A 15,117-nucleotide genomic window follows, 5' to 3' on the forward strand; every position below is an offset into this window, starting at 1 on the left:
ACCCAGGCGATGGCGCGATCCGGCACGGCGGCTCAGCTTGTTGCCATGCCGATCGCGGTTCACACTGGCGCCATCGCGATGTGGAGGGTAGGCGATGGCGGTACAGCGGGAGGCATGGCGGCATCGCGCCTGGGAGGTCCTCGGTCAGGTCTCGGCCGAGGCGATGATCGCTTGGACCTGTGACGGGCGGGTGCTGGTCTGGAACGAGGGCGCCACTCGTTTCTATGGTTATGAGGCCCAGGAGGTGATCGGGCGCGACGCGCGATCGCTGCTTGGTACCCCCGAGCACGTCCCCTGGCCACCCGCGGATCTGTGCGGGCATCGCGCCCTCGAGCTTAACCGCCGCCACAAGAACGGCACGCCGCTTACGGTGCTTGCCGAATTGCGTCCGATAGAAGACGAGCACGGTCAGGTCATCGGTGTCGCCGAGGTCGGCCGCCTCGCCCCGCACACCCTCAGCATGGCGCGCGCGCAGCAGCAGGCCGCGCGCCTGCATCTGGCGGCGATCGTCGAATCTTCGGAAGATGCGATCATAGGCAAATCCTTGAATGGCGTAATCCAGTCATGGAACGGCGGGGCCGAGCGCGTGTTTGGCTACAGCGCCGAGGAGGCGGTCGGTCGTCCGGTGACGATGTTGATCCCGCCGGATCGCTGCGACGAGGAGGAGCGCATCCTCGCGGCCATACGCGCAGGCGAGCGCATGCCGCCCTACGAGACCATCCGGATCCGCAAGGATGGACGTCCGATCCAGGTGTCGCTTACGATTTCGCCGGTCTATGACCTCCTCGGTCGCGTGGTCGGGGCCTCCAAGATCGCTCGTGACATCACCGCCCACCGCGCCGCGGAGCGCGCCCTGGCGCAGGCCGAGGAGCGCCTGCGTGCGGTGGTCGAGGCCGCGCCCGTGGTGCTGTTTGCGTGCGATGCGCAGGGTCATTTGACCTTGCTGAAGGGGCGCGCGCTCGAGAGTCTCGGTTTTAAGGCCGAGGGGCTCATCGGGCGCCCGTTCCAGGGCATGCAAGGCGGCGCTGCGGCAGGCTTCGCGACCCAGCTTGCACGCGCCTTGCGCGGCGAGCAGTTTACTGCGGTCCTGGGGGTTGCCGGCGGGCTCGTGGAGATACGCTGGTTGCCGGTGCGGGGGGCGGAGGGGGTGATCGCCGGCGCCGGCGGGGTGGCGATAGAGATCGCCGAGCAGCGGCGTGCGCAGGAAGAGGCGCTCCGCGCCAGCAAGTGGGAGCTGTTCGGCGCGCTTGCGGGCGGGATTGCGCACGATTTCAACAATGTGCTGGCGGCGATCGTGGGGAACCTTGCGCTCGCGCGCATGAAGCTCGGGCCGGCCTCGGAGGCCGCGACCTTTCTCCTCGAATCCGAGAAGGCGGCGATGCGCGCGCAGGGCCTCACCCGCCAGCTGCTCGGGTTCGCCAAGGGCGAGCGCGCGGTGCGGGGCATGGTGGATGTCGCGGCCTTGATCGAGTCGACTGCGCGCTTTGCCCTGGGGGGATCAAACGTTCGTGCGCACGTGCTCGTCGCCCGGGACCTGTGGAAGGTTCGTGGCGATGAAGGGCAGCTAAGCCAGGTCATGAATAATCTCGTCATCAATGCCCAGCAGGCGATGCCGTGGGGCGGGTCTGTGGAGATCCTGGCGCGCAACGTGTCCCTGGACGGGCACGAGACCGCGCTTCCCGCCGGGGATTATGTGCGTGTGGACTGCGTGGATCGGGGTGTCGGCATCGATGAGCAGGATGTGGCGCGTATCTTCGATCCGTTTTTCACGACCAAGGCGCAGGGCAGCGGGCTTGGGTTGACTACCAGCGCACGTATCGTAGGCGAGCATGGCGGGCGCATCGAGGTCCAATCACGTCCAGGGGAGGGTACACGTGTGCGTTTCTATCTTCCGCGATCTCGTGAAGAGGCGCCTGAACTGCAGGCCGGGGGTTCCGTCAGACCGCCCAAGGCGCGTATCCTGTTCATGGACGACGAGGAGCCGATCCGTAAGGTCACGCACGCGATGCTGACGCATCTCGGTTACGAGGTGTGTGTCGCCGCCGACGGTGGGGCGGCGCTACGCGAGTACCGAAAGCAGCGCTATGACATCGTCATCCTCGATCTTACGGTGCGCGATGGTCTCGGGGGGCTTGCCACGCTGGAGCGCTTACGCGCGCTCGACCCGAGCGTGGTGGCGATCGTCTCGAGTGGTTATTCGAGTGATCCGGTGATGGCCGACCACGAGCGTTATGGCTTTGTGGCCAAGGTCCCCAAGCCCTACACCCCCGAGACCCTGGATGCCGCCATCACGCCGCTTTTGGGGGGCATCGGGCGCGCCGAAGGCGCACGCCGGAGCGCGACCGGCGCCGACCAGGATAGGGGGGCGCGATAGACGCAGCGGCTGAAGGTCGGGCACGGTTTGGGGGATGCGATGGGGTATTCGCCCAAGCGTGGCGCCGACATATGTGCGGTGGCGCGGATGTGCGCGAGCGGTGCGGCAGGGGACCGGCGACGGTCGCATCTCGACCCATCGGGACCCCTGCGATCACCGTTGTGGTTTATCGGAAGGGGCGGAAGGAGCGGGGGAATCCAATGAAGAAAAATGGGGGGTCGCGACGACCCGGAGGCAGTCTGGATGGCGGGCGCCTTGATGCCATCGTGGCGCGCGCCCATAAAGAGGCGGACACGCGTATGGGCGGCTATCGCGAGCAGTCGTTACGGCTGCACCCGCATGTCTGCGCGCGCTGTGGTCGCGCCTTCGATCGCAGCAATCTGCACGAACTGACCGTCCATCATAAGGATCATAACCACGACAACAACCCGCCCGATGGCAGCAACTGGGAGAATCTCTGCCTGTACTGCCATGATTGGGAACACCAGAAGTATTCGTACGCAGTGATCGGGGCTTATGCGGATTTCGGGCTCACGACCAAGCCCGCGGCCTCGGCCGAGGCCAAGCATAACCCGTTCGCGGGGCTGAAGGAGGCGCTCACCCGCAAGCGCGAGGAGTGATCGATGGGCCCCAAATGGAAAGACCGGCGGCCCCGAGGGGACCGCCGGCCGGTCTACGACAGGTCTTAAGCCTTTTTCGGGCTTAGGCCGGTGTGACCTGAGTGGCCTGAAGACCCTTCGGTCCCTTCTCGACCTGATAGGTCACGGCCTGGCCTTCGGCAAGGGTTTTGAAGCCCGAGCCGCTGATAGCCGAGAAATGCACGAATACGTCCGCGCTTCCGTCCGAGGGGGAAATGAAACCGAAACCCTTCGCTTCATTGAACCACTTCACTGTTCCTGTTGCCATTCTGGTATTGCCTCGATGTGTATGAAGAACTGATCCCCGTTATCCGGGTATAATTGCAGGATCGAAGGAGATATACGGGAAATTGCCGAGTAAAACTTCGTGTAACGTCCGTTCGTGTAACGTCCTAAAGAGCAGCTGCAATGGGGATACGCTACGCTAGTTCTGCGGGCCTTGCAACTGGGATAATGGAGGGGGCGGCCTTGGTCGGAGACCGGTGCGGCGGCGGGCTTGGCACAATCTCGCCATGGCTCGGTCCGGCGTACGGAACTTCCGGGGGGCCCTATGGACTTAACGGGGTGCGGGCAGGCAAAGTCGTCATGGCAAGGCGCGGGTGCAAGGGCGGATGTGATGAAGGGGATGGCGTGACAGGAGACGAGCGAACGCATAGGCGGGTGCGTATGATGCCGCTCGACGTGGTCGAACCCGCGGAGATCCGTACGCGGGTGCGCGCCTATCTCGCGATCCTCGGGTTCGATGCGGCGCGCGCCGAGGCCTGGGTGCAGCAGGCCTGCGAGGGCGCCGCGAGCGGCGGCGAGGCGTTCACGCGGTTACGCGCCATGCTGGTCGCGGAGCTCGCATCGCAAGCCCCGCAGGTTACCGATGACCCGGAGTGCGCGGCGCTCGCGCGCCTGTCCGTATGGTTGCATGCCGAGCCCGCGAGGCTCGCTACCCTGCCGCTCACGCCCCCGCTCACGCGCCAGTCGATGGCGTCAGAGCGAGTGCGTTCATGAGCAGCGGTCCACGGCGCGGGCCCGCATCGCGTTACGGGGGGGTGTGGCGGGGACTGTTGCTGGCCTTACTGGTGTTGGTGCCAGGCGTCGTGGCCGGCGAGTTCCTGCTCGAGGTCCTTCCGCACCCGGGCTTTACGGTCTTGAATGATGCCCTGGCGGTGGTGTTCGGCTGTCTGTTCGGATGGATATCGATCGGGCTTTGGATCTCGCTTGCCGGCGCGCTGCTGTTGCTATTTCGCAGGCGCTCGCGCCTGAAGGTGCCGGTCGCCACTACGAGCGATGCGCGCGTGGCGCTCGTCATCCCCGTGTTTCGCGAAGACCCGCACCCGGTGTGCGCGCGCATCGAGAGCGTGTACCGGTCCCTGGAGGCCGCCGGGCGCCTCGCGCAGTGCGATTTCTTTCTGTTAAGTGACAGCAATGACGCCGACGCCTGGGTGGAAGAGGAGGTGGCGTGGGCCGGGCTGCGTGCGCGCTTGGGGGCCGACGCGCGCATCTACTACCGGCGCCGACGCCTCAATATCAAGCGCAAGAGCGGCAATATCGCGGATTTCTGCCGGCGCTGGGGCTCGCAATACCGCTATATGGTGGTGCTCGACGCTGACAGCCTCATGACCGGTGAGGCCCTCGGACGGCTCGTGGATCTCATGGAGCATAATCCTTCCGTGGGCCTGATCCAGACCTTGCCGGCGGCTATCCACCAGAACACCCTGTTTGGCCGTGTCCAGCAGTTCGCAAGCCGTTTGTATGGCCCGGTGTTTGCGGCCGGACTGCATTTTTGGCACATGGGCGAGGGTCATTACTGGGGTCACAACGCCATCATCCGTGTGGCGCCGTTCGTGCGTCACTGCGCGCTGCCGCGCCTGCCGGGTACCGGGGCGTTCGGCGGCGAGATCATGAGCCATGACTTCGTCGAGGCGGCGTTGTTGCGGCGCGCCGGCTGGGAGGTGTGGCTGGAGCCGGGGCTCGAGGGCAGCTATGAGGAGACGCCGCCGACCTTACTCGACGAGTTGAAGCGCGACCGGCGTTGGGCGCAGGGCAATATCCAACACACGCGCCTCATCTTTGCGCGCGGTTTCGTGCCGCTGCACCGCGTGGTGTTCGCCAACGGCATCATGTCCTACGGGTCATCGCTTTTGTGGCTGGCGTTCTTGCTGCTGTCGACTGCCGAGGTGATCCTGCACGTCCTCATCCCGCCGCGCTATTTCCCGCGTGCGCACGTATTGTTCCCGGTGTGGCCGGTGTGGCACCCGGGGTGGGCGGCGATGCTGTTGTGGTTTACGCTCGCGATCCTGTTCGTCCCCAAGTTCCTGGCGATCGCGCTCGCCATCGTGAACCGGCGCACGCGCGGCTTCGGGGGGGCGGGACGGTTGCTGACCGGGGTCTTTGCCGAGAGCCTGGTGTCTTCGTTGCTTGCGCCCGTGCGCATGCTCTTTCACACGGTGTTCGTGATCTCGGTGCTCATCGGGCGCAAGACCCAATGGGGCCCGCAGGCGCGCGGCGATGCCAGCACCGGCTGGCAGGAGGCGGCACGCCACCATGGTCCGGGCACGGCGCTCGCCATCGGCTGGGGGGGCTTGGTCTACCTCCTGAGCCCGTCCTATTTCTGGTGGCTGCTACCGGTCATGGGCGCGTGGGTCGTGGCCATACCTGTATCGGTGTGGCTAAGCCGCGTGGGGCCGGGGCGCAAGGCGCGGGATCTGGGGTTGTTTGTGACCCCTGAGGAGACCGATCCGCCGGCGCTTTTACGTCTCTATCGGCAGGCGCTGGCGGCGCCCGGCCTTAGGCGTTGCACCGCCGCCCGGGGTTTCCTTGCGGCGATCATCGATCCGGGGGTGAACGCCCTGCACTGCGCCCTCCTGCGCCCCACGGAGAGCCGTCACGAGGGCATGGTGCTAAGCCGCCAGCAGCTGATCCTGACGGCCATCAAGGATGGGCCGGCGGCATTGAGCGCAAGCGACAGGCTGCGGCTTTTGAATGACCGTGACAGCGTGGCGGCTTTGCATTGGCGGGTATGGGCTTTGCGCACGCCGCGCGCGCGGTATTGGCTTCCAGACGACATGACACCGGCCGATCGGCCGACACCGCCGCCGGTCGTCCAGATGCACCAGTAGCGTCGTGCTCGGTTTTCAAGATACAAGGGGGGATTGTGGGTAGACAGAGTTTCTGGCCGATGATGGTCATCGGCGCTGCGGCTGTGGCCTTGACCGGGTGTGCGACCACCGGGGCGGTCCGCAAGGTTGCACTAGAGGCCAAGAAGGCCGACGAGAAGGGTCGTCAGGCGTTGGCGGCGGTCAAGGCCCTGCGCCGCGAGCGCCAGACATCCGACCAGGCCTTCGCGCAGGCCATTGCACAGATCGCAGGCGAGCAGCAACAGCTTGCGCAAGGCCTCGGGCGGCTGCGTGCCCAGGAGCGCCAAACGATGCACCGCGTAGCCCCCAAGGTCGCGCCGCGTCCGGCGGCGATCACCAAGGCCGCCGCGGATGCCTTCTTCGGTCAAGTGGTGGCGCGTGCCCGGGCGCTGGCGGCCGCCCCCTACAAGGCGCCAGCGCAGGTCTCCAAGGGCCTGCGTAAGCTCGATTTTTCCCAATACAGCAAGATCTCCTATGCCGGCCGCGTCCCGGGATGGCCGGTCGGTACGCCGTTTCACATCCAGCTGTATCCGGCCGGCTATCTCTTCACCTGGCCGGAAACGATCCACATCATGTCCGGCGCACGGCGCATTACGCCGCAGCTGCCGATCACGGTGGCCGGCGACCCCAAGCTCGCCGCGCGCCTGCCCAAGACCATCCCGCCGGCAGGTTTCAGTGCCTTCACCGGTTTTGGCAAGGGTCCGCCAGTCGATGAGTTTCTGTCGGTGTTGGGCGCGAGCTACTTCCGTGCGGTCGGGGCCGGACAGTCCTGGGGGCTATCGGCGCGCGGAGTGGCGGTCGATACGGCACTCCCGCACCGCGCCGAGGAATTTCCGTATTTCCGGGAGTTCTGGGTGTTCGCGTCCCATCCGGGCGCCCGTCATCTGGCATTTTGCGGGCTGCTCGATAGCCCGAGCCTCACGGGCGCCTACCGCTTCGTAGTGCGTCCCGGCGCCGACACTGTCGTCGATGTCAAAGAGGTCTTGTTCGAGCGCCAGCATGTCCAACGTCTGGGGATAGCGCCGCTCACCAGCATGTTCCTCCAGGGGCGGTTCAGTCACCGCCGCTTCGATCCCATGATCCGTTCCGCGCACGATTCCGACGGGCTTGCCGTGGCGCTGCCCAATGACGGGCGCCTGTGGTGGCCGCTGCGCGACCCCAAGCGCATCGCCATCTACCGCTTCCCGGAGACGAACCCGGGCGGTTTTGGGCTCATGCAGCGGGCGCGCCGCGCCGGCGACTATCGCGCCTACGGCATGCATTATGAGCGGCGTCCGAACGCCTGGGTGACACCGGAGGGCAACTGGGGCCCCGGGCATTTGCTGTTGGTGGAGCTGCCGACCACCACCCAGACCAACGACAACATCTCGGCCTTCTGGGTACCGAAAAACCAGCCGCCGGCACTTACGCCCATGACCTTCCATTACCGTATCAATTGGACTGGCGACGATCCGCGCGGCGCGCATCTCGGTTATGTCACCGCCTGGCGGCGCGCGCCGCGCCCGGCCCACACGCAGACCTATGTCATCGACTTTAAGGGGCCGGTGTTGGCGCGGCTCAGTCCCGCGGCGCTCGCCCCGGTGGTGCATGCCTATGGTCCGGCGCGCGTGGTCAATCCGTGGCTTACGCGCAATGCCGCAGGCGATATCCGCATGCAGTTTGGGGTCGTGCGCACGGGTTCGGCACCGGTCACCATCCATGCCGCGCTCGTGCACGGCGGCGAGCGCGTGACCGAGACCTGGGCGAACGCCCTGCCGGCCACCGGCTGAGCGGCCGACCCCTACAGGCGGTAGCGGATGCTGAGCAGGACGCTTCGCAGGCTCTGTGTGAGCGCCCCATGGCCGATAATGTACTGGTATTGGAGGCGCACGCCCCACGGCCGCGCCAGGCGGTAGGACAGGCCCGCGGCCACCAGCGGATTGAAGCCGCGGGCCCCGCGCCGGCCGTTGGGGCTTTCGCTCCAATGCGCGCCGCCGGCCATGCCGATGAGGCGCAGACGCGCGCTCAAGGGCACCGAGACGTCTGCGGTGAGCTCGGCCAACGTCATCTCGTAGGCGGTCACGGATTCGTAGCCGGCGCGCACCCCGAGCCATGAGAGCGGCCGATAGCTGAGCGCAAGTCCGAAATCCTTCGAGGTGCCGTCCCCGGAGGCCCGGGAGGCGCCGATATTCACACCCACGGCCCACGGGGGGCGCCGCGCCAGGGCCTGCGGTGCGGCGGTTACAAGAAGCGCCAGCAAGACCGGCGCGAGGGGCATCCAGGGGTGTCGGCGCACACGTCGGGAATCGTCGGTATCGCGCGGTGTTCGTGGATAGTCTAAGCTTGTGGTCATGTCGCTACCTTCCGTGGAGTTGCGGGCGTTGCTCGATGCCACCTTGGCCCATTACGAGGACCGTGCGGCGGCATTTTGGGCGGTCACGCGCGACCATGACGTGACGCAAAACCGGAGTGCGTTACTGGCTGCGCTCGGCCCCGGTGGCCCCTGGACGATCCTCGATGTCGGTTGCGGTCCTGGCCGCGATCTTAAGGCCTTTTCCGAGCTCGGCCATCGGGCGATCGGCGTAGAAGGCGCAGGTCGCTTTGTGGCCATGGCTCAAGCATACAGCAATTGCGAGGTCTGGCAGCAGGATTTCTTGGAGCTGGATCTGCCGCAGGGGCGGTTCGATGGCATTTACGCCAACGCCTCCCTGTTTCATGTCCCGCGCCAGAGCCTGCCGCTGGTCTTGGCGCGGCTGCATGCCGCCTTGCGCGCCGACGGTGTATTCTTTGCCTCGAACCCGCGCGGCACCGGCGAGGAGGGGTATCGGGATGGGCGCTACGCGGTCTTGTATGACTGGCCTTCGTGGCGATCGCTCGTGGCGGCGGCGGGCTTTGCGCCGGTATCGCATTATTACCGCCCCGGGGACGTGCCGGTGGCGCAGGCCCAGTGGATAGCGAGCGTATGGCGCAAGATCTAACCATGCCGGCGAGGGCGCGGGGTTGGCGTCGCATCTTGGGGGTGGCGGTGCTGGGCGTACTCGTGGCGGGGGCGGCCCATCCCGTGCCCCCGCGGCCCGCGCTTTTTGGCGTATTGCTGCAGACCGCCACTCGCGCCATGCTCACGCGCGCGCTGACCCACGCCCATATGACCCTCGCCCCCCACGGCCGACATCGGTGGTACGACCTCTATGAGGTCAACGGGGTCCTGAAGCACGCCAGCAAGCTCGCCGTGAGCTACACCCGTGGCGGGCGCTTCGTCAAGGCGGTCTACACGTTCCCAAGCTTCATCAGCACCCGGCATTTCCGCGAGGTGATGAAGATGGTGACCGCCAAGTACGGGCCGCCGACCCACATGAGCGGGCAGTCCTCCATCGGCCGGGCGCGGGCGCGCTGGGATCTGCCGCATGGCTTCGAGATCATCGTCAAGCGGCGCTGGCCGAACCCGACGACCTATATGGTCATCGAAAATCGCGTGACCCTACTGCGCATGAAGGCCGAGCAGAGGCATGTCATGGCGCACAGCGGCGCGTTTTAGCGAGCGTCCTGCAAAGGGCACATCCCCCCATTGCGCAAAGGGGCCTTTGGCCGCATAATGGCAACTCAGGATGGCTAATGTCTGTAGTGTTGTCGATATCACCGTATTCCGCACCTTCCGACCTCCGTCAGTCGTTACCCTAATCCCGTCATGACCATCGCCGCCTTCAGGGTGCCGATGGTGTGCGGCCTCGCGCCGCTTCCCTAGGTTTTTTCAGGAGTCTTCATGTCCTTTGCATCACTGAATCTGGCTGCCCCGTTGTTGAATGCCCTCGAGGCCGCCGGCTATGAAAAGCCCACCCCCATTCAGGCGAGCGCGATTCCGGCGGTACTCGCCGGTCGCGACGTCATGGCCTGCGCCCAGACCGGGACCGGCAAGACCGCGGCCTTCCTGCTGCCCACCTTGCAGCGGTTGGAGACGCGCCGGGCCCCCGCCGGACGCGGCCCCAGGGCGCTGGTGCTGACCCCCACGCGCGAACTCGCGACCCAGGTACGGGATGCCGCCTCTGTGTACGCCAAGGGGCTCCCGCACCTGCGTTTTGGGACGATCGTAGGCGGGGTCCCTTATCCGCCGCAGGAAAAGCTCCTCATGCGGCCGCTGGATATCCTGGTGGCGACCCCGGGGCGCTTCCTCGACCATATGGAGCGCGGGCGCGTCGATTTTTCGCGTCTTGAGGTCGTGATCCTAGACGAGGCCGACCGCATGCTCGATATGGGCTTTCTCACGGATGTCGAACGGATCATGGCGGCGACCCCCGCCACCCGCCAGACGGTGATGTTCTCGGCGACCTTCGAAGGTCGTATCGCGACCCTGGCCGGACGGCTTTTAAAGGACCCGGAGCGTATCCGCATCGCCGCCACCGAGGCACAGAATGCCAAGATCGCCCAGCACGTCCACTATGTGAGCGACGTCGCGCAAAAGAAGGCCATGCTGATGGCCTTGCTGAACGAAGACGCGATGGGGCAGGCGATCGTGTTTACCGGTACCAAGCACGGCGCCGACCGACTGGCCACGGCCATCGGCCAGAACGGACACACGGCCGCGGCCCTGCACGGCGACATGCGTCAGGGCGCGCGTAACCGCACGTTGGCGCAGTTTCGTGCGGGTACGGTGCGCGTGCTGGTGGCCACCGATGTCGCGGCGCGCGGCATCGATGTCGCCGCGATCTCGCATGTCTTCAATTACGATCTCCCGCGCTCCGCCGAAGATTATGTCCATCGCATCGGGCGCACCGGACGCGCCGGGCAGAGCGGTTCGGCGGTATCGTTTGCCTTGCGTGCCGAGCACGGGGCGCTAAAGCGCATCGAGCGCTTCACCGGCCAGCCGATCCCGGTGCGCGTGCTGGCCGGCTTCCCAGTTACGGAGGCCTCGGCACAGGGCGCGAAGGGTGCGGCGCCGGCCGGACGCGGCCGGCCGCAGCGGTCCGGGGATCGCAATCGCGCGGGACGGCCAGAGGGCGCGCCCGGGGGCGGACGGGGTTTTGCGCGCCGATCGCAGGAACGGGACGGTCGGGCACCGGCGGGGCGTGCGCGCCTCGAATCGATAGGCGGGTAGTCCTGGGCATTCTGGACGGCCCGTACGGTCGTGCAGGGATCGACGAAGGGGGGCCTTGTGCCCCCCTTTTTTTATGGTGCGCCCGGCCGGGCGCCGCTACGGGGAAGACCGCCACGCACCCGGCACGGGGAAGTGGGGGCCGAAGGCGGAGGGTTGTGTGGGGGCGGCGGGTCGAGAGGTGGCCGCAAGCCGCCGCGTTGGTCTGACGAACCGGCAACGGACAGGAGGCGACCTTCGGGGGTAGTAGGCCCCGTGGCGGCAAACCCGGTACGGGCATGGCACGACGCAGCGGAGAGCCGACAGGCAGGGGCGCGCGCTACCCGCTGAGGTGTGACCGTGTGCCCCAGAGGGCCACCGGCATGGGGGCGGCGGGAGGCGCGGTCGACCGACTGATCCCGCCGGTCCTGCCGTAGGTGAGGCGCTCGACCTTCGCGCTGACGTTCTTGGGCGGGCGCGACGGTGTTCGTCCGCGGGCCTGCCGGGCGGCGGATCCGGGCCGGGATCACGGCGCCTTTGGCGGGGCGTTCACAGCAGACCGTGAGCGGGGCCAGGATGCGGCGGGGCGGCGCTTGGCGCAAGTCCCTAGGCGCTCGTCCGGCTTGGGCCCGCTTAGGGCAGGTCTTGCGCGTGGCGGTCCACCAGCGACGCCGGTGTTCCTCCGGGAACCGCCGGATGCGAGATTGCGCGCTCGGTGGCGCGAGTCGGTGTGAGGAGGTGCCCCTTCGGCTACTCGCTGGCACGGGCTATGCAAGGATTATCGGGGGACTATGCAGGGATTATCAGGGAACAAGGAACCGAGGGTACGAGATGGGTCAGGACGGGGAGGAGTATCTGGTACTGACGCTCGGTCAGGCGCCGGCCACGGCCTCGGTGCGTATGGCCGCCGCCGCCATTATCGGGACGCTTGCGGTGGTGACACTCGTGGTCGCCACGCACGCCCGGGCCCCGATGCTCATCCTGCCGGGTTTTCTGCCGGCCCTTGCCCCATTGACCGCGCTCGCCGACATGTTGACCGCCTACCTGTTATGGGGGCAGGCACGGGCCGGCGAGGAGCCGGCACTGGCGCTGCTGGCGGTCACCTATCTCGGCAGTGCGGTCTTGGTGGCGGCCAACGCCTGGCTCTTTCCGGCGGCGTTTTTCGTGGCCAGAGGACGCATGGGCGAGGCCTCAGCCTGGCTATGGGTCTTCTGGCACGCGCTCTTTGCCGGCGGCGTCACGGCCTATGGCCTGTACCCGGCCGCCTGGTCGCGCCCCGCGAACTTCCCGCGCGTCGCGCGACGCAGCGCCGGGATCATGGCGATTTTGGTGGTCGTGGCCGTGACGCTGGCGCGATCGGGGTCTCTGCCGGCGCTTGTCGGCAGTGCGCGCTTTCATGTGCCCGCCTTTCTGATGGCCTTGATGCCGGTTGCCATGGTATTGGCGATGGTGGCGCTGGCTTATGGCCGCAGGGCACGGACCGTACTCGATACCTGGCTATTCGTGGCCATGGCCGGGATATGGTGTGACGCCGCGCTCATGCATCGCGGGGCGGGGCGGTTTAGCGTCGGCTGGTATGCCGCCCACGCCGTGAGCCTCGCGGCGTCCCTGGCGGTGCTCCTTGGCTGTTTGGCGGAGGTGAACCGTCTCTATGGCCGGCTCGTGTGGCGCGAGGCGCGCATGAATCACGCCAATGCCCACCTGCGCGCCGTAAACAGCGAATTGAGCACCATCGCCGAGCGCGACGCCCTGACGCAGCTTTTGAACCGCCGTGCCGTCTTTCAGCATCTGAGCGAGCACTTCGAGGCCTGGCGTCTGGGCGATGCGCCGTTTGGCATCCTCATGATCGATCTCGATCATTTCAAGATGATCAACGATGAACGGGGGCATCTCGCCGGCGACGAGGTGTTGGCACAGGTCGCCGCGCGTCTGCGTATGACGGTGCGTAGAAGCGATGTCGTCGGACGCTATGGCGGCGAGGAGTTTCTGGTGGTGTTGCCGGGCACCGGTGCGCAAGGCGTGCGCGCCACCGCCGCGAAGCTGCTCGAGGCGGTGCGCAGTACGCCTTTCGGGTACCAGGACCGGCTGATCCCAGTGACCGTGAGCATCGGCGCGACGTGCGTGGATGACAAGGATGCTGACGCCGACAGTATCATTGCCCGCGCTGATCGCGCCCTTTATGCCGCCAAGCGCGATGGGCGGGATCGTCAGGTGTGGGCGGACCCTGCGGCGGACCAGTGTGCCTGACATCGGGGGGCGGATGTCAGGCACAGGGGCGGGGAGTTATCCGCGGCCGGATAGTCGTTCCTTCCTCCCCATCTCACCGAATGGCCATTGGCCTTCGTCAAACTTGACCACGCTCGCTCGTGAAGCGGGCTAAGGGCGCGCAGGGCCCGCGCATCGTCCAGGGACTTTAGGATCTCGCCGCCGGCCTTGGGTCTCGTGCATTGCCGCGATCGCCGATGGAGAGGCCCGCGCCAAGGTATGGGCCGCCCTCCGGATCGAGTGGGCACAGGGCCGTTATTGTGCATCGCCACGATTTGAGGATAGGCCGGGGATGTTCAGGGACAGGGTCAGGATGATGAAGTCTCCTGGGACTCCATGGCGGATTCCGCGTTATCATGGAGCCTCACCCCACGGAGGTCACGCATGAAGGTCGCCTATATCTTCACCACCCAAGGCCACACGGTTTCTTACAAATTGGGCAAAATGATCCTACCTCAGCTCGAGGCGGGTGTGCATGGCGTGGATGTGGTTGGCATGTTCTTCTTCGAAGATAATAATTACGTTCTGGTGCGGGGCAATCCCTTGGGTGAGCGCCTGGCAACGGTCGCCCGCGCGCAAGGGATGTTGTTGATGGGATGCGATCAATGCTGCTATGAGCGTGGGATTGCAGAATCCCTGGTGGATGGGGCTGTAATCGGGTGTTTCCCCAATCTCTACCGGGCATTGGCCCCCGCAGCCCCCGATCATGTGATCACCCTCTGAAAAGACGGCAGGGATAGCGCGGAAACTGAAACGAGCTTGGCGTTTATGAAACCGAACCGTTCATGGGCGGCCGGACGAGCGCGGTGACGGCGCCTTGGTGCGATGGCCCGAAACGGGGGTGATAGACCCGTGCCGCGGGGGCAGATCCTTTAGGTCTTTTCGTGTCAGGAAGAGAAGATAAGGATCGGTAGGGCTGGGCGCTTGCGGATGGGCCCTATGCAGTCCTGAAAGGTGGCATCAAGGGGTCTCGCGGCCTCGATCTAGGGGCCGCCTTATCAGCCATGGATCTTGAGTTCCTCTCGTTCGCCCGTATCCTTGTCGAACGTATCGCGATCGGCAAAGACGGTATCGCCTGGCCTTGCCGGGATCCGATACGGGGAGAGGACCGGGATCTGTAGGGACCCTTGCATGACCTCAGGGATGGCCAAAGCAGATGCCGGCACCAGGATGGTGTTGCTGTGGGAGTTGCGTATTATCCCTTTCCGAGCCGGATCCGGGCGGCGGCCTACCAAGGGTGGCCACCGGTGTCGGGGACCGAGGAGGCCGGCATGATGATACAGTCCTATGCGGCCGATGCGATCCTGATCGTGCACTTCGCCTACGTGGCGTTCGTGGCGAGCGGCTTCCTGCTGATCCCGCTGGGGGCGTGGCGCGTGTGGCGGTGGACGCGTAGTGTCCGCTATCGGGTCCTCCATGGTGTCGCGATCGGCTATGTGGCGTGCGAGCAGCTGCTTGGCATCACCTGCCCTTTGACGCTCTGGGAATACCGGTTGCGCGGTGGCGAAGGCGCGCCGCGTGCCTTCGTGCCGCGACTGTTGCAGGCGATACTCTTCCATGCATGGCCGCCGATGGTGTTTACCGGACTCTACCTGGGACTCGTGGCGTTGGCAGTATTCTATTGGTGGCGGTTGCCACCCGATCATTACTGAAAGGCGAGCGCGCGGT

Annotated in this window: 14 protein-coding genes; 11 read left to right on the plus strand and 3 right to left on the minus strand. The window is 66.1% G+C overall.

The window, feature by feature from the left end:
• Positions 1 to 94 precede the first annotated feature (94 nt).
• Together C4900_RS06270 and C4900_RS06275 are read left to right on the plus strand one after the other, a co-directional pair.
• On the plus strand, positions 95 to 2,374 hold the full coding sequence (locus C4900_RS06270; protein ID WP_114282674.1) for a PAS domain S-box protein: 2,280 nt from the start codon (positions 95 to 97) through the stop codon (positions 2,372 to 2,374).
• Positions 2,375 to 2,574: 200 nt separating this feature from the next.
• The gene (locus tag C4900_RS06275; RefSeq protein WP_065968947.1) at positions 2,575 to 2,994 is read left to right on the plus strand and encodes a YajD family HNH nuclease; all 420 of its coding nucleotides are present in this window, start codon (positions 2,575 to 2,577) and stop codon (positions 2,992 to 2,994) included.
• An 82-nt stretch (positions 2,995 to 3,076) separates the two neighbouring features.
• Here the strand turns inward: C4900_RS06275 and C4900_RS06280 are convergent, their stop codons facing one another.
• Complete coding sequence (locus tag C4900_RS06280) at positions 3,077 to 3,280, minus strand: cold-shock protein (protein WP_065968927.1); 204 nt, start codon at positions 3,278 to 3,280, stop codon at positions 3,077 to 3,079.
• A 398-nt stretch (positions 3,281 to 3,678) separates the two neighbouring features.
• On the opposite strand from C4900_RS06280, the gene C4900_RS06285 reads away from it, so the two are divergent.
• From C4900_RS06285 to C4900_RS06295, 3 genes are read left to right on the plus strand one after another with little or no spacing between them, the layout of a single operon-like run.
• Entirely contained in the window at positions 3,679 to 4,011 is a 333-nt protein-coding gene (locus C4900_RS06285) for a hypothetical protein (protein WP_114282675.1), read from the plus strand.
• Positions 4,008 to 6,122: a glucans biosynthesis glucosyltransferase MdoH gene (mdoH, locus tag C4900_RS06290; RefSeq protein ID WP_170132436.1), complete on the plus strand. Its 2,115-nt coding sequence runs from the start codon at positions 4,008 to 4,010 to the stop codon at positions 6,120 to 6,122. The genes C4900_RS06285 and mdoH overlap by 4 nt, the downstream gene beginning before the upstream one ends.
• Positions 6,123 to 6,157: 35 nt before the next feature.
• Positions 6,158 to 7,909, plus strand: a complete 1,752-nt coding sequence (locus C4900_RS06295) for a glucan biosynthesis protein (protein ID WP_170132437.1) — start codon at positions 6,158 to 6,160, stop codon at positions 7,907 to 7,909.
• An 11-nt stretch (positions 7,910 to 7,920) separates the two neighbouring features.
• On the opposite strand, the gene C4900_RS06300 is transcribed toward C4900_RS06295, so the two are convergent.
• Positions 7,921 to 8,472 (minus strand): outer membrane beta-barrel protein, encoded by a 552-nt coding sequence (locus C4900_RS06300; protein ID WP_114282677.1) that lies wholly within the window; start codon positions 8,470 to 8,472, stop codon positions 7,921 to 7,923.
• Between C4900_RS06300 and C4900_RS06305 the strand changes: the two genes are divergently transcribed.
• From C4900_RS06305 to C4900_RS06325, 5 genes are all read left to right on the plus strand, one after another.
• Positions 8,471 to 9,097: a class I SAM-dependent methyltransferase gene (locus C4900_RS06305; RefSeq protein WP_114282678.1), complete on the plus strand. Its 627-nt coding sequence runs from the start codon at positions 8,471 to 8,473 to the stop codon at positions 9,095 to 9,097. The genes C4900_RS06300 and C4900_RS06305 overlap by 2 nt on opposite strands.
• Complete coding sequence (locus tag C4900_RS06310; protein ID WP_141689176.1) at positions 9,082 to 9,654, plus strand: hypothetical protein; 573 nt, start codon at positions 9,082 to 9,084, stop codon at positions 9,652 to 9,654. The genes C4900_RS06305 and C4900_RS06310 overlap by 16 nt, the downstream gene beginning before the upstream one ends.
• A 225-nt stretch (positions 9,655 to 9,879) precedes the next feature.
• Complete coding sequence (locus tag C4900_RS06315) at positions 9,880 to 11,208, plus strand: DEAD/DEAH box helicase (protein ID WP_114282679.1); 1,329 nt, start codon at positions 9,880 to 9,882, stop codon at positions 11,206 to 11,208.
• Between the two features lie 807 nt (positions 11,209 to 12,015).
• Positions 12,016 to 13,431, plus strand: coding sequence for a sensor domain-containing diguanylate cyclase (locus C4900_RS16625; RefSeq protein WP_170132438.1), 1,416 nt, complete (start codon positions 12,016 to 12,018; stop codon positions 13,429 to 13,431).
• A 402-nt stretch (positions 13,432 to 13,833) separates the two neighbouring features.
• The gene (locus C4900_RS06325; protein WP_065971223.1) at positions 13,834 to 14,172 is read left to right on the plus strand and encodes a SaoD/DsrE family protein; all 339 of its coding nucleotides are present in this window, start codon (positions 13,834 to 13,836) and stop codon (positions 14,170 to 14,172) included.
• 275 nt (positions 14,173 to 14,447) lie between these two features.
• On the opposite strand, the gene C4900_RS16210 is transcribed toward C4900_RS06325, so the two are convergent.
• Entirely contained in the window at positions 14,448 to 14,600 is a 153-nt protein-coding gene (locus C4900_RS16210; RefSeq protein WP_211306796.1) for a hypothetical protein, read from the minus strand.
• 30 nt (positions 14,601 to 14,630) lie between these two features.
• On the opposite strand from C4900_RS16210, the gene C4900_RS06330 reads away from it, so the two are divergent.
• Positions 14,631 to 15,101 (plus strand): DUF2784 domain-containing protein, encoded by a 471-nt coding sequence (locus tag C4900_RS06330; protein ID WP_147267140.1) that lies wholly within the window; start codon positions 14,631 to 14,633, stop codon positions 15,099 to 15,101.
• Positions 15,102 to 15,117 lie beyond the last annotated feature (16 nt).

The organism is Acidiferrobacter thiooxydans, assembly GCF_003333315.1.
GTDB lineage: Bacteria > Pseudomonadota > Gammaproteobacteria > Acidiferrobacterales > Acidiferrobacteraceae > Acidiferrobacter > Acidiferrobacter thiooxydans.